Origin of the sequence: Haemophilus seminalis, from assembly GCF_006384255.1 — a bacterium.
GTDB classification, from domain to species: domain Bacteria; phylum Pseudomonadota; class Gammaproteobacteria; order Enterobacterales; family Pasteurellaceae; genus Haemophilus; species Haemophilus seminalis.
The window spans coordinates 292,198-305,705 of sequence record NZ_VCED01000001.1; the positions used below are offsets into that span (position 1 = coordinate 292,198).

Below are 13,508 nucleotides of genomic sequence, written 5' to 3' on the forward strand. Positions count from 1 at the left end.
ATGATGTCATCTCGCCATCTTCAAATTTTAATCTGCAAAATTTTGCCGCTTGTACCTGATAACGTATTAATTATCGGTGAAAGCGGCATTGCTTTTTCTAAAGCAACGAATTTGCTCGGACAAGAATTTGAACATATTTTATTTGATGGACGAAATGGCATTCATCTTGAAGCGCTAGCTATTGCAGCTGGAACACTGAAAATGGGCGGTACACTTTGTTTAGTCTTATCCGATTGGGAAAATTTATCTCAGCAGCCTGAACAAGATAGTTTACGTTGGAATGGAAATCAGTCAGCAATCGCCACGCCTAATTTTATTGATCATTTCAAACATTGCATTGAACGCTATCATTTCCCTATTTTAAGAGATGAAAGTGCGGTTGAATTTCCTACGGTTTCTTATTCTAATGCGAATCACAAAAATGCTACGTTAGCGCAACAACAAATTATCGAGACTATTTTAAAGGCCGATCAGGATATTTATTTTCTAACCGCCAAGCGGGGAAGAGGGAAATCCGCATTATTGGGGATGCTTGCTAACCAAATTCAAGCGCCAGTTTATCTCACCGCCCCGAATAAAAGTACGGTGCATTCGGTTATCGAATTTTCAGAAGGAGGAATTGAATTTATCGCTCCCGATGAACTGACTATTCGGTTACAAAATGAACCCGAATTTAGTCAATCGGCTTGGTTGCTCGTAGATGAAGCAGCGATGATCCCATTGCCATTATTGAAAGAATATTCTCAATATTTTCAACATATTGTCTTCAGCACTACAATTCATAGCTACGAAGGGACGGGGCGTGGTTTCGAATTAAAATTTAAACGGAAAATTCACCGCACTTTTCAGCATTTTGAGCTTAAACAGCCCCTGCGTTGGCAAGAAAATGATCCGTTAGAACATTTTATTGATGATCTTTTGTTGCTAAATGCCGAAGATGATTTTCAGCAATTTCCTTTTCAACCTCATCTCCCTTATCAAATTCGAGAAGCGCAAAAAACACATCATATTGCAGAGTTTTATGGCTTAATGACATTGGCGCATTATCGAACCTCGCCACTTGATCTTCGCCGTTTACTTGATGGGGAAAATCAACGTTTTTATTTTGCCGAATATCAACAGAATTTGCTCGGTGCAATTTGGGCATTAGAAGAAGGAAATATGGCTGATGATGAGTTGATTATTCAAATTCAACAAGGCAAACGCCGCCCAAAAGGGAATCTTGTTCCACAGGCATTATGTTTCCATGAAAATTTATCTGAAGCCTGTAAATTACGATCTTTACGTATTTCTCGTATCGCGGTTCAGCCAAATTGGCAAAAACAGGGTATTGGTCAAAATCTAATGAAATTTATGGAAAATTCAGAAGTAGATTTTCTTTCGGTGAGTTTTGGCTACACTGACGAACTGGCAAAATTTTGGCAAAAGTGCGGTTTTGTTTTGGTGCATTTAGGTGAGCATCAAGAAGCGAGTAGTGGTTGTTATTCAGCGATTGCCCTTAAAGGTATTTCCAAAGAAGGCTTGGCTTTAGTTGATACTGCGCACAAACAATTTCAGCGTAATATCCTTTTATCTTTTCATTCGTTCGCAATAAATTTTCAGCAAAATCAGCTTGATTGGAAGCTTGATGAGTTTGATTGGCTGAGCTTAAAAAACTTCGCTAATTTTCACCGCACTTTATTTTCGAGCATTCCTGCGATAAGGCGTTTATTAAAATTAGCGGGCAAAGAAAATTTTCCATTAATTTCTGCTTATTTAACAAAAAAACAACTTCCTATTAACAAGAGGAAAGGCGTAGAATGTTTGCGTTTAGAAATTAAACAATACTTAGAATGAGGAACTTTATGACAGAACAAATCTCAAAACCAAAAGGCTGGTTTAAACGTGCACTTGAAAAATATGATAATTTCATTAAAGAATGGGGATTAGATCAACCTAATTGTAGCTGCGTGCCTATGTCAGCGAAAGAAGATGAAAATGGGAATTTGAAGAAAACAGAAGATAAATTTAATCAGTAAATACCTTTTTATATACGGCGAATCACTTGAAATGATTAGTTATTTTTTATATTTGCTACTTTCTTTGTATATTAAAATTGATATATAATAAATTATATATCGATAATCGTAGGAGATGATTCATGAAAAAATTAACTAAAATTTCAACCGCACTTTTAATCGCCGGATTAGGATTTTCTTTTGCAGCATCCGCTAAAGTGACTGTATTTGCAGCGGCTTCAATGACAGATGCTTTACAACAAGTTGCAAAAGATTACGCAAAACAAAATCCGAAAAATGAAGTTGTATTTTCTTTCGCTTCTTCTTCAACTTTAGCAAAACAAGTTGAAGAAGGTGCGCCAGCGGATATTTTTGTATCTGCAAGCAATAAATGGATGAAATATCTTTCTGAAAAAGATTTAACCGTGAAAGAAACCGAAAAAGTGTTAGTAGGCAATGATTTAGTCTTAATCGCACCAGCAAAAAGTGCGGTAAATTCTTTGGATATTGCAAAAGGCGAATGGATTAATGCATTAAAAGATAGCTATTTATCTGTTGGCGATCCTGCGCACGTGCCTGCTGGTCAATACGCAGAAGAAGCATTAACCAAATTAAATTTATGGGATAAAGTGCAAGAGCGTTTAGCGCGTGCAAAAGATGTGCGTGGCGCATTAGCTTTAGTTGAACGTGCAGAAGCACCTTACGGTATTGTGTACAGCACTGATGCAAAAATTAGTCAACAAGTTAAAACGGTTGCAGTGTTCCCTGCAGATAGCCATAAACCGGTTGTTTACCCCGTTTCTATTTTGAAAGATCATGATAATACGGATTCTCGTGACTTCTTGAAATATTTAGAATCAGATGCTGCGAAGAAAGTGCTTGTAGGGTATGGTTTCTCAGCAAAATAAGATAGAATCTTAATAGTCATGAAGGGCGGATATTTCTGCCCTTTTGTTATTATAGAGCATCTTACCTCTCATCAATGCGGGATATTCTCATAAAAAGGGGTTTAAAGAGAGGCTATTTGTATAAGGATTCATTTTGCTTACCCAATTTTTTTCATTTTTCAATCTGACTCCAATGGAAATCTCAGCGATTAATTTAAGCCTGAGTGTTGCGGTCAGTTCCATGCTTTGGAGTTTGCCTTTAGCCATTTTTGTTGCGTGGCTTTTAGCGCGCAAAAACTTCTATGGCAAATCCCTGATTACTGGCGTGATTCATTTGCCTTTAGTGTTGCCACCTGTGGTTATCGGTTATCTATTGCTTGTGGCAATGGGGCGTAATGGTTTCATTGGCAAGTATTTATATCAGTGGTTTGGCTTATCTTTTGGTTTTAGTTGGAAAGGAGCGGTGCTTTCCTCTGCAGTGGTTGCCTTTCCATTGGTTGTTCGCGCGATTCGACTTTCTTTAGAAAATATTGATATTAAATTGGAGCAAGCAGCACAAACACTCGGTGCTTCTGCTTGGCGTGTATTTTTTACAATAACCTTGCCGCTTTCTTTACCAGGGGTTTTAGCTGGGATGGTGCTTGGTTTTGCTCGATCATTGGGGGAATTTGGTGCGACCATTACGTTTGTGTCGAACATTGCAGGAGAAACTCAAACGATTCCCCTTGCGATGTATTCTTTTATTCAAACACCGGGAGCAGAAGAACAAACCGCTCGCTTATGTTTATTTGCTATCATTCTTTCATTGATTTCTTTGCTATTGTCAGAGTGGTTGAGCAAGCGAATGCAGAAAAAATTAGGACAAGGAAATGTTGCAGATTAATGTGAAAAAACAGCTCGGGCAACTTGCCTTGCAAGCGAATATACAAGTGCCAGATCAAGGTGTAACCGCCATTTTCGGTTTGTCTGGATCAGGCAAAACATCGTTGATTAATCTCGTCAGTGGCTTGATACAACCAGAGGAAGGATTCATCCGTTTAAATGACCGCACTTTAGTGGATAGGGAAACCCAAGAATCATTGCCGACCCACTTGCGTAAAATTGGCTATGTGTTCCAAGATGCGCGTTTATTTCCTCACTACACAGTGAAAGGAAATTTGCGCTATGGCATGAAAAATGTCTCACAAGATGATTTTAATTATATTGTCGATCTTCTCGGTATTACTCATTTATTAAAGCGTTATCCCCTCACGCTTTCCGGTGGTGAAAAGCAGCGTGTCGCAATCGGTCGAGCACTGTTGTCAGAACCCGACATTTTACTGATGGACGAACCACTTTCTGCCCTTGATGTTCCCCGCAAACGCGAGCTAATGCAATATTTGGAACGTCTTTCTAAAGAAATTAATATCCCGATTTTATATGTTACACATAGCTTGGACGAACTGTTGCGTCTAGCTGATCGCGTTGTGCTGATGGAAAATGGCATTGTAAAAGCCTATGACAGCGTAGAAAAAATTTGGAATAGTCCTATTTTTGCCCCTTGGAAAGGAGAAAGCGAACAGAGTAGTGTACTTGCCTTGCCCGTTTATTTGCATAATCCACCTTATAAAATGACCGCACTTTCGTTAGGCGAACAAGCGCTTTGGATTCATCAAGTGCCCGCGAATGTAGGCGAGCGAGTGCGAGTTTGTATTTATAGTTCAGATGTTTCTATCACACTGCAAAAGCCAAAACAAACAAGCATTCGTAATATTTTACGTGGCCAAGTTGCACAAATTGAGATACAAGATTCTCGAGTGGATCTTGCCGTATTAGTGGAAGGGAATAAGATTTGGGCAAGTATCAGTAAGTGGGCGCAAAATGAACTGCGTTTTTCTGTTGGGCAAGATGTTTATGTTCAAATTAAAGCTGTGTCGGTGATGTGAGCATCATATTTTAATGATTGCTGAATTTTATTGATAGGTTTTGGTCGTAGTGGATATCCATCATTTTACAGATTTGTTAGATGTTGCTTAATTCTTCGGATAAGTTTAATAAGCAGGATTTCTGTTAAACGAGGGATTGTTAGAATAGAACATGAGAGTTTCTTTTCTGTTTAGATTGATTTTTATACTCATATTCTAAACGGGAAACTCTCATTTTTTATTGTAGTTTGTCAGATTAGGTCTGTTCTTCTACAACTAGACTTAAAATGGCTTAGTTTAGGACAATAGAAGTCAGTATTTAATTGATTAACTGGCCAATTGTTGAGATGAATTCTAAAAGCTTTTCTCAAAATTTAGATAAACCCTATTTCTATTATAAGAATACAATGTATTAAGATTAGATTTTACTTTATGATGGTTAAAAGTAATTTTAGGTGTAATTCCTATAAAATGTAAATTTCTGTGCCAAATCGTTAAAGAAAAATCTTTTTCTTTATCTTTTCTAATTGTTTGAAATAAAGAATGCATACCTTCAAATTTTCTTTTTCCATAACTAAGTTGAATACGACTAGATATTCCCCCCCACCATTCTTGCCCCCAGCCAATTCGTGTAGTTACACGATTTGATGAAAAAGAGCGTGTGGCTAAATTTTCCTGTAATCTATCAACCCCCATATATAGATAACTGCGAGAATTAAATGCATAAAGTAGAGTAGTTGAGCTTAATAAATTATTTCCATCAATAATTTTATTTTCCCCTTTATGCTTTAATTGTCCAAATTCAGCTGCAAAAGTGAATTGCCAATTTGGTGTTATCCAATGTTGAAATTCATTTCTAATGCCATAACCATAGTTATATTTATGACCTGCAAACCAACGTCTTTCGTAAAAAGGTAATAAATTCCATTTTGTTTTAGCGTTTTGATATTGATATCCAAAACTTGTGCGATTTTGAATATCATCAAAATCATGATGATCCCAATAAGATTTGCCATTAAGGTTATTTTCGAAGTAAAGAGAGTGATTACTTATCACATGAATATTTTTAGAAAGATTTACCTGATAGCCAACACCATTTGCTTTTTTGGGTAGATCATCTGCTGATTTCTTAAATGGTATATTTCCTAAATAAATGTAGTCTTCACTCGATGCATTATTTATATTACTTTCGTTAAGATAAGTTAATCCAAAATCAACCTGCCAATCTGATCTTTTTTGAATTGCTAGAATATATGAACTAACTAATCCTTTAATATCTTTTGGTAATTCTTCTGAATTTAGTTTCCTAAATTGGTCTAATGCTGCTTCATTCTGTTGATCTTCAAATAATACTTGTGCTAAACGTAATCTAACAGGATGAAATTGTGGATATTGAGCAATAATTTTCCGATATAAATCAATGGCTAAAGAGTATTTCCCTTCGAGTGAGTAAATAATTGCTTGGGAATAATTCAATAAAATTAAGTCAGGATTTTGCGTTTTTTGATAAATACGATTTAGTTCGGATAATAGATGAAACTGCCTAGTATCAATAGCTCGATTTATCATTTTCCTAATAATTTGAGGAGAATGAATAAGTTCTTCAGTAAGTTGTAATTTATCTTGTATCGTAGGAGATAAAGTCTCCCCCGATTTTGTTTTAGACGATTGAATAGCTTCGCTAGACTTTAACTCTATCTCTGGTAAAGCCGATGTATTGATTGAAACAAATAGTAAAAATGTAAATTTCTTCATGATATTTATAAAATAAGTATCCCAAAGTAAGTTACTTTGGGATATGGTTATTAACGTTTTCCGCCAAATGAAGCTTCTGGGCCATAGCCTTCCACTGCTCCTACAACTTCTTCAGCATTAGGTCCTGCAAATACACCAAAATAATTTAAGTCAAGATCTGTCCGTCTTGTAAGATTACGATCATCTTTAAATTTTCTATAAGAATAGTCTACTTTCCCTCTAAAATGTGTATCTGTATTTGCTAAATTAACATTTGCAACTCCTAATACATATTTATCATCATTACCAAAATTGATCTCACCTTTAACAAAAGAAGATGTTGGATAAACAAATAAATTTAGTGTCAGGTTTCCATTTGGAGGATCGCAACACTCTTTCATGGCGTATCCAGTATAGGTATACTTACCATTCCCTTTAAATATTTCAGCTTCCAATTTAGTTGGTAATGCTACGTAAACAAGATGATTCCTAGAATCTAAATATTTTAAAGGGTTAAATTTATAAGCATTAAATGAAGCATAAGAAGAATAATCTTGATTGATGTAATAATATCGACCTGCATTTTCTTCACTGCTAACAACCTCTCCTTTACTGAAAGATTTATTAATGACCTTTATATTATCACTTGTATGGTAAACATTAGGTTCAACCGGAGATTTAGAAAAATCAATCTCTTTAGTAATAAGAACCACATTATCTTTTGGTACCGTTGCAGATTTCGAATACTGAACTCGTCCATTTACATGTTGATTACTTTGTTCAATATCTAATACACGCCAACTTTGATCGGTCAAATCATAAATTTCTCGTTTAGCCACGGCTTCTTTCAAGCGCTCTTTGGCAAGTTCTAATTCAGCTTCTTTTTTAGCTTTTTCAATTTCATCTTTATTGACAAGATTATTATATTGTTCCTGCAACGCTGCTAAATCTCGTGCAGCTTTCTCTGCTTCCGCTTGTGCTTTAGCTTGCTCTGCTGCGGTTTCCGCTTTTGAGGCTTCTAATGCTTGATTTGCTTTTGCTAAATCTTGGGCTGCTTTATTGGCAGCCGCTTGAGCTTTAGCTTGCTCTGCTGCGGTTTCCGCTTTTGAGGCTTCTAAGGCTTGATTCGCTTTCGCTAAATCTTGAGCCGCTTTATTGGCAGCCGCTTGTGCTTTCGCTTGTTCTGCTGCGGTTTCCGCTTTTGAGGCTTCTAAGGCTGCATTTGCTTTCGCTAAATCTTGGGCAGCTTTATTGGCAGCCGCTTGTGCTTTAGCTTGCTCTGCTGCGGTTTCCGCTTTTGAGGCTTCTAAGGCTTGATTCGCTTTCGCTAAATCTTGAGCCGCTTTATTGGCAGCCGCTTGTGCTTTCGCTTGTTCTGCTGCGGTTTCCGCTTTTGAGGCTTCTAAGGCTGCATTTGCTTTCGCTAAATCTTGGGCAGCTTTTTCAGCGGCGGCTTGGGCTTTCGCTTGTTCAGCTGAGGTTACAGCTTTTGATTTCTCTTTAACTTCAGCTTCTATTTGTTCTTTTAATTTTTTTATTTGGTTAACTTGAGAAATATCAGTTGATGTAGGAGATGAACCACCTTTTGATCCACAAGCTGATACACCTAATGAAAGAAGAATAGATATAGCAACATTACTATATAATTTTTTTGACATAAAATATCCTTACTAAGAAATTAATTTTATTAACCTTAATTAACGTAATTTTTATGGTAATTTAAAGCGTAATTATAATAATTGTTACGTAATTTTTAATCAAGATTTTCGTAAATTAAAAAGATCTGTTTAAAGTTGCAGATATGAATGAAAAAGAAAAATTTGCAACAAATTTACGTCGGATCTTGATTGAGAAGGGCTATGAACCAAAAGCCTCGGTAATTGAGCGTGAATTTAACTTACGTCATTATGGTAAGCCGATTGGTTTGCACGCTGTCGCTCGCTGGTTAAGAGGAGAGGGATTGCCTTCGCTTGCTCGCTTACAAACCTTAGCGAAATGGTTAGAAATTGATATTCAAGAATTAGTATCAGATGAAAAGGCCTATCAAGTTGCAAAATTAGAAAAGAAAAAAGAACCGAATAAGCATATTTGGGAAAGTGCGGCAAGCTATCAGGATCAGACGCTTTTTCAGATATTCTTGAATTTGCCACAAGAGCAGAAAAAAGTGGTACGTGAGGTGATTATGGCGATGGATAAGGCGTATCGTTCGGGGAAATAATATGAATAATAACCGCACTTTTCAAAAGTGCGGTTATTTTCATGACTATTTTATTTAACCTGATTAATCAAAAATTGTGTTAATAGAGAAACAGGGCGGCCAGTTGCGCCTTTATTGGCACCTTGTAGCCAAGCCGTACCAGCGATGTCTAAATGTGCCCAGCGATATTTTTTCGTGAAGTTAGACAAAAATGCACCCGCTGTAATTGCGCCACCCCAGCGACCGCCAATGTTGGCAAGATCGGCGAAAGGCGATTTAAGTTGCTCTTGATATTCTTCGCTTAATGGTAAACGCCAGGCTTTGTCAGTGGTTTCTGTTGCCGCGTGGAGTAGTGCATTGGCAAGATCGTTATCTGTAGAAACTAAGCCGCTATTGTGTTGACCAAGAGCAACCACACAAGCACCAGTTAAGGTTGCAACATCAATAACAAGCTCAGGTTCAAAACGTTCAACATAAGTAAGTGCATCACAAAGGACTAAGCGACCTTCCGCATCGGTGTTGAGCACTTCTACGGTTAAACCATTCATAGTGGTAAGAATATCGCCTGGGCGATAAGCATTGCCATCAGGCAGATTTTCACAACCAGCTAAAACACCAATAACGTTTAATGGCAAATTCAACTCTGCAATAGCTTTTATAGTGCCGAAGACAGAAGCAGCACCACACATGTCATATTTCATTTCATCCATGTCAGCGGCAGGTTTAAGTGAAATACCGCCTGCATCAAAGGTTAATCCTTTGCCTACAAGTACAATGGGTTTGGCGTTTTTATCTGGCGCATTATTGAATGTCAAAATAGACATGTAAGCACGGTTTTCAGAGCCTTTTGAGACGGCAAGATAAGCGTTCATTCCAAGTTTTGACATTTCTTCTTCATCCACAACTTTCAAAGAAAGTGCGGTAGAATTTTCTGCTAAATTTTTTGCTTGTTCAGCAAGATAAGCGGGGTTGCAGATATTTGGTGGCATATTTGCGATGTCGCGTGCTGCTTTTATAGCTGAGCTAATCGCATTGGCGTGAGAAATAGCCTGTTGTGCTTGCTCACAATCTGTATTAAAGATGAAGGATTCTAAAACAGAGGCTTCTGCTTTTTGAGATTTGAAATGATCAAATTGATAATTAGTGTGTTCAATCGTTTCAATTGCAAAGCGGATATTCCAATAAAGATCGCGATCTTTTAATTCAATTTCAGTTAAATAAGAAACAACTTCACGTGTGTTGGTTTCTTTTAGCATTTTTAATACAGCTTGGATGATTTGTTTATATTGGCGCTCCGTGAGTTCTCCTTTTTTGCCACAGCCAACGATTAATACGCGTTTAGCAGATAAACCTTGAAGATCACGAAGTAAAATGGTTTGGGCTAATTTGCCAGTTAGCTCACCTGATTTCACTAAATCGTTTAAATAGCCCTGGGTTAATTGATCGATTTCATGGAAACTTTTTGAAAATTCATTGTTCTCATATACGCCTAAAACAATGCAATCAGTGGCTTGAGAAAGTGCGGTGTTTTTTGCTTGATATTTCATTTGATGTCCTTAAATTTCTGTTTAATTCAGCGAAAATAAGGTATCATACGCGACCGATTTTATCCAGTTTTCCCCCGTTTTAGATTTAGAAAAACAAACGAAATAAGATGATTTTAATTCGATATTTAACGAAAGAAGTATTTAAGAGCCAAGTCGCTATTTTGTTCATTTTATTGCTGATATTTTTCTCTCAGCAGTTAGTGCGCGTACTGGGATCTGCGGCTAATGGTAAAGTGCCAGCTGATTTGGTATTTTCCTTGCTTGGGCTAGGCATGCCTGCTATGGCGCAATTAATGTTGCCATTATGTTTGTTTATTGCGATTTTACTCACTTTTGGTCGTCTTTATGCGGAAAGTGAAATAACGGTGATGCGTGCTTGTGGTGTCGGGCAGCGTGTTTTAGTGCGTGTGGCGTTAATGCTATCATTGATTACTGCGGGACTTGCTGCTTATAACGTCTTGTGGCTTTCGCCTTGGTCAATTCAAAAACAAGCTGCAATTGTGGAAGATGCCAAAGCGAATCCAACAATGGGGGCGCTTGCTTCTGGTCAGTTTATAGCAACGAATAACAACAATTTTGTGTTATTTATTGATAGTATTAAGGGAAATCAAATTAATGACGTGTATTTGTTCCAAACTGCGCCGAAAGGACAAACGAAACCATCAGTTGTGACTGCTGAAAAAGGCGAATTAAAAGCGTTGCCAAATGGCGATCAAATTCTGAATTTACAAAATACGCAACGAGTTGAAGGCACGTCTGTTTTGCCTGATTTCCGCATTACGCATTTTGATGAATATCAAGCCTATTTAGGTCATCAGGAAACAGAAAATACGAATGATGAAGTCGCGGAATTAACATTGTCTCAACTTATCGGTTTAGATTCATCTTCTGCGAAGTCTGAATTGCATTGGCGTATTACATTAATTCTAGCGGTTCCACTAATGGCGTTAATTGCTGTGCCATTAAGTCGTGTAAATCCTCGACAAGGTAGATTTGCCAAAATTTTACCCGCACTTTTACTCTATTTAATTTATTTTTTATTACAAAGCTCCTTTAAATCTGCGGGGGCAGCAGGAAAATTAGATGCTGCTATTTTTATGCCTCTTGTTAATATCGGCTTTTTGTTGCTTGGTATAGTGTTAAACGGTTGGGATAGCGCTGCGATGTATAAATTCCGCCATTTATTCAGTAGAAAAGGATAAGCAAAATGATGAATACCCTAGATCGTTATATTGGAAAAAGTATTCTTGGCTCGATTTTTGCCACTTTGCTTACATTGGTTGGACTCTCTGCCATTATCAAATTTGTGGAACAATTTCGTAGTGTGGGTAAAGGCACTTATGATATTTGGCAAGCGGTGGCTTTTACTGGGTTAACCATTCCAAAAGATATTGAAACTTTCTTTCCTATGGCGGCATTGCTTGGTGCCCTAATGGCTTTGGGTAATCTTGCGAGTCGAAGCGAACTCGTTGTGATGCAAGCTGCTGGCTTTTCTCGTTTTAAAATTGGAATGGCCGTGATGAAAACCGCATTACCATTAGTGTTGTTAACAATGGTGATTGGTGAGTGGGGGATTCCGCAAACAGAACAGTTCGCACGTGATATGCGTGCTCGAGCGCTTTCTGGTGGTTCCATGCTTTCCATGAAGAATGGCGTTTGGGCAAAAGATGGTAATAATTTTGTGTTTGTTCGACGTGTGACGGATGACGCAAAATTAAACGATATTTATATTTATACTTTTGATCAGCATCGTAATTTGACGGAGTTGAAACATGCTAACCAAGCAAGTTATTCGGAAGATGAAAGTAAATGGACTTTACGTCAAGTGAACCATTCTATGATTAGCAAAGATGAAATCACGACAAGTAATCGCTTATCGGAAAAATGGGAAACAAATTTAACGCCAGATAAATTAGGTGCTGTTTCTTTACGTCCTACATCACTGTCTATTTCAGGTTTGTATAATTACATTTCATTTTTACGTGAAACAGGTCAGGATGTGAGTCGCTTTGAACTCACATTCTGGCGGAAAATTTTCCAACCTGTGTCTGTTGGTGTGATGATGTTATTGGCATTATCGTTTATTTTTGGATCGCTACGCAGTGTGACCGCGGGCGCTAGAATTGTAACGGGCATCTGTTTTGGCTTTTTGTTCTATGTAGTAAATGAAATCTTCGGGCAAATGAGCGTTGTTTATAACATGCCTGCTGTTTTCGGTGCGCTAATGCCAAGTTTGCTATTTATCGTGATGATTTGGTGGTTGCTGAGTCGGAAACGGGATTAATTCAGATCGTTCAAATAATTGCGTGTTCAGAAATGGCACGCAATATTTTTATGTGTTGTTTTCAAATGGAAGAAGTTAAAAAATCAATGAAAATTGGCTTAGTATTAGAAGGTGGGGCGATGCGAGGCATGTACACTGCGGGAGTACTAGATACCTTCTTAGATAAAGATTTTTGGGTTGATGGTATCATTTCCGTTTCTGCAGGTGCATTATTTGGGGTTAATTATCCTTCTCGGCAAAAAGAGCGGGCAATTCGTTACAACAAGAAATTTATATCGGATAAGCGTTATATCAGTTTTAAAAGTTTGGTGAGGACAGGCAATATCGTGAATAAAGATTTTGCTTTTTATGAAGTACCTTTCAAATATGATGTGTTTGATAATAAAACGTTTAAAGAATCAGATATCGATTTTTATGTAGCTGTAACTAACTTACAAACTGCGCAAGCAGAATATGTCAAATTAATAGATCCTTTGGCCCAAATGGAGGTGTTGCGTGCTACCTCCGCCATGCCTTATGTTTCTCGTCCTGTTGAGATAGACGGGATTCCTTATTTGGATGGCGCTATTGCGGATTCTATTCCTGTCGAACAAATGCAGAAGTTAGGATACGATAAAATCATTGTCATTCTTACCCGCACTTTAGATTATAGAAAATCTAAGCCAATGACTTGGATTGCCAAATGGTTTTATCGACGTTATCCACATTTTGCAGATGCCGTAAATCAGCGTTATGCCATGTATAATCAACAAGTTGAAAATGTGATTAAGCTAGCAGAAAAAGGCGATATTTTTGTTATTCGACCTTCTGTTGATTTGAAGATTAAGCGCATTGAAAAAGATCCCAATAAATTGCAGGCAATGTATGAGTTGGGTATAAAAGATATGCAATTACAGTGGAAAAACTTATTGGACTATTTAAATCGATAATAAAAAATGGATTAAACCTTTTACCGTTT

12 protein-coding genes are annotated in these 13,508 nt (G+C 37.4%); 9 read left to right on the forward strand and 3 right to left on the reverse strand.

The window, feature by feature from the left end; genetic code table 11:
* Positions 1 to 3: 3 nt before the first annotated feature.
* The 5 genes from FE813_RS01430 to modC all read left to right on the forward strand — a co-directional run bounded on the left by FE813_RS01430 (position 4) and on the right by modC (position 4,809).
* Positions 4 to 1,836 carry a tRNA(Met) cytidine acetyltransferase TmcA gene (locus FE813_RS01430; protein ID WP_139989299.1) on the forward strand — a complete coding sequence of 611 codons (1,833 nt, stop codon included), beginning with the start codon at positions 4 to 6 and terminating at the stop codon, positions 1,834 to 1,836.
* Between the two features lie 8 nt (positions 1,837 to 1,844).
* Positions 1,845 to 2,018 carry a DUF5363 domain-containing protein gene (locus FE813_RS10435; RefSeq protein WP_180978657.1) on the forward strand — a complete coding sequence of 58 codons (174 nt, stop codon included), beginning with the start codon at positions 1,845 to 1,847 and terminating at the stop codon, positions 2,016 to 2,018.
* A 122-nt stretch (positions 2,019 to 2,140) separates the two neighbouring features.
* The gene (modA, locus tag FE813_RS01435) at positions 2,141 to 2,905 is read left to right on the forward strand and encodes a molybdate ABC transporter substrate-binding protein (protein ID WP_139989187.1); all 765 of its coding nucleotides are present in this window, start codon (positions 2,141 to 2,143) and stop codon (positions 2,903 to 2,905) included.
* Positions 2,906 to 3,038: 133 nt separating this feature from the next.
* On the forward strand, positions 3,039 to 3,767 hold the full coding sequence (gene modB / locus FE813_RS01440) for a molybdate ABC transporter permease subunit (protein WP_180978658.1): 729 nt from the start codon (positions 3,039 to 3,041) through the stop codon (positions 3,765 to 3,767).
* On the forward strand, positions 3,754 to 4,809 hold the full coding sequence (gene modC, locus FE813_RS01445; protein ID WP_139989188.1) for a molybdenum ABC transporter ATP-binding protein ModC: 1,056 nt from the start codon (positions 3,754 to 3,756) through the stop codon (positions 4,807 to 4,809). The genes modB and modC overlap by 14 nt, the downstream gene beginning before the upstream one ends.
* Before the next feature lie 333 nt (positions 4,810 to 5,142).
* Here modC and FE813_RS01455 read toward each other — a convergent pair whose 3' ends face one another.
* Together FE813_RS01455 and FE813_RS01460 are read right to left on the reverse strand one after the other, a co-directional pair.
* Positions 5,143 to 6,543, reverse strand: a complete 1,401-nt coding sequence (locus FE813_RS01455; RefSeq protein ID WP_139989189.1) for a surface lipoprotein assembly modifier — start codon at positions 6,541 to 6,543, stop codon at positions 5,143 to 5,145.
* A 50-nt stretch (positions 6,544 to 6,593) separates the two neighbouring features.
* A complete protein-coding gene (locus FE813_RS01460) occupies positions 6,594 to 8,180 on the reverse strand; it encodes a hypothetical protein (protein ID WP_139989190.1) in 1,587 nt (528 codons plus the stop codon).
* Between the two features lie 143 nt (positions 8,181 to 8,323).
* Between FE813_RS01460 and FE813_RS01465 the strand changes: the two genes are divergently transcribed.
* Complete coding sequence (locus tag FE813_RS01465; protein WP_139989191.1) at positions 8,324 to 8,740, forward strand: hypothetical protein; 417 nt, start codon at positions 8,324 to 8,326, stop codon at positions 8,738 to 8,740.
* Between the two features lie 50 nt (positions 8,741 to 8,790).
* Here the strand turns inward: FE813_RS01465 and FE813_RS01470 are convergent, their stop codons facing one another.
* Entirely contained in the window at positions 8,791 to 10,266 is a 1,476-nt protein-coding gene (locus tag FE813_RS01470) for a leucyl aminopeptidase (protein WP_139989192.1), read from the reverse strand.
* 107 nt (positions 10,267 to 10,373) lie between these two features.
* Between FE813_RS01470 and lptF the strand changes: the two genes are divergently transcribed.
* The 3 genes from lptF to FE813_RS01485 all read left to right on the forward strand — a co-directional run bounded on the left by lptF (position 10,374) and on the right by FE813_RS01485 (position 13,479).
* Positions 10,374 to 11,468 carry an LPS export ABC transporter permease LptF gene (gene lptF, locus FE813_RS01475; protein WP_065246752.1) on the forward strand — a complete coding sequence of 365 codons (1,095 nt, stop codon included), beginning with the start codon at positions 10,374 to 10,376 and terminating at the stop codon, positions 11,466 to 11,468.
* Positions 11,469 to 11,473: 5 nt separating this feature from the next.
* A complete protein-coding gene (lptG, locus tag FE813_RS01480; RefSeq protein ID WP_046942840.1) occupies positions 11,474 to 12,550 on the forward strand; it encodes an LPS export ABC transporter permease LptG in 1,077 nt (358 codons plus the stop codon).
* A gap of 86 nt (positions 12,551 to 12,636) precedes the next feature.
* Positions 12,637 to 13,479 carry a patatin-like phospholipase family protein gene (locus tag FE813_RS01485; protein WP_139989193.1) on the forward strand — a complete coding sequence of 281 codons (843 nt, stop codon included), beginning with the start codon at positions 12,637 to 12,639 and terminating at the stop codon, positions 13,477 to 13,479.
* The last annotated feature ends 29 nt before the right edge of the window (positions 13,480 to 13,508 follow it).

Coding starts and splice junctions, on each gene's coding strand:
- FE813_RS01430 (WP_139989299.1), top strand. CDS start 4: ATGTCATCTCGCCATCTTCAAATTTTAATCTGCAAAATTTTGCCGCTT.
- FE813_RS10435 (WP_180978657.1), top strand. CDS start 1,845: ATGACAGAACAAATCTCAAAACCAAAAGGCTGGTTTAAACGTGCACTT.
- modA (WP_139989187.1), top strand. CDS start 2,141: ATGAAAAAATTAACTAAAATTTCAACCGCACTTTTAATCGCCGGATTA.
- modC (WP_139989188.1), top strand. CDS start 3,754: ATGTTGCAGATTAATGTGAAAAAACAGCTCGGGCAACTTGCCTTGCAA.
- FE813_RS01455 (WP_139989189.1), bottom strand. CDS start 6,543: ATGAAGAAATTTACATTTTTACTATTTGTTTCAATCAATACATCGGCT.
- FE813_RS01460 (WP_139989190.1), bottom strand. CDS start 8,180: ATGTCAAAAAAATTATATAGTAATGTTGCTATATCTATTCTTCTTTCA.
- FE813_RS01465 (WP_139989191.1), top strand. CDS start 8,324: ATGAATGAAAAAGAAAAATTTGCAACAAATTTACGTCGGATCTTGATT.
- FE813_RS01470 (WP_139989192.1), bottom strand. CDS start 10,266: ATGAAATATCAAGCAAAAAACACCGCACTTTCTCAAGCCACTGATTGC.
- lptF (WP_065246752.1), top strand. CDS start 10,374: ATGATTTTAATTCGATATTTAACGAAAGAAGTATTTAAGAGCCAAGTC.
- lptG (WP_046942840.1), top strand. CDS start 11,474: ATGATGAATACCCTAGATCGTTATATTGGAAAAAGTATTCTTGGCTCG.
- FE813_RS01485 (WP_139989193.1), top strand. CDS start 12,637: ATGAAAATTGGCTTAGTATTAGAAGGTGGGGCGATGCGAGGCATGTAC.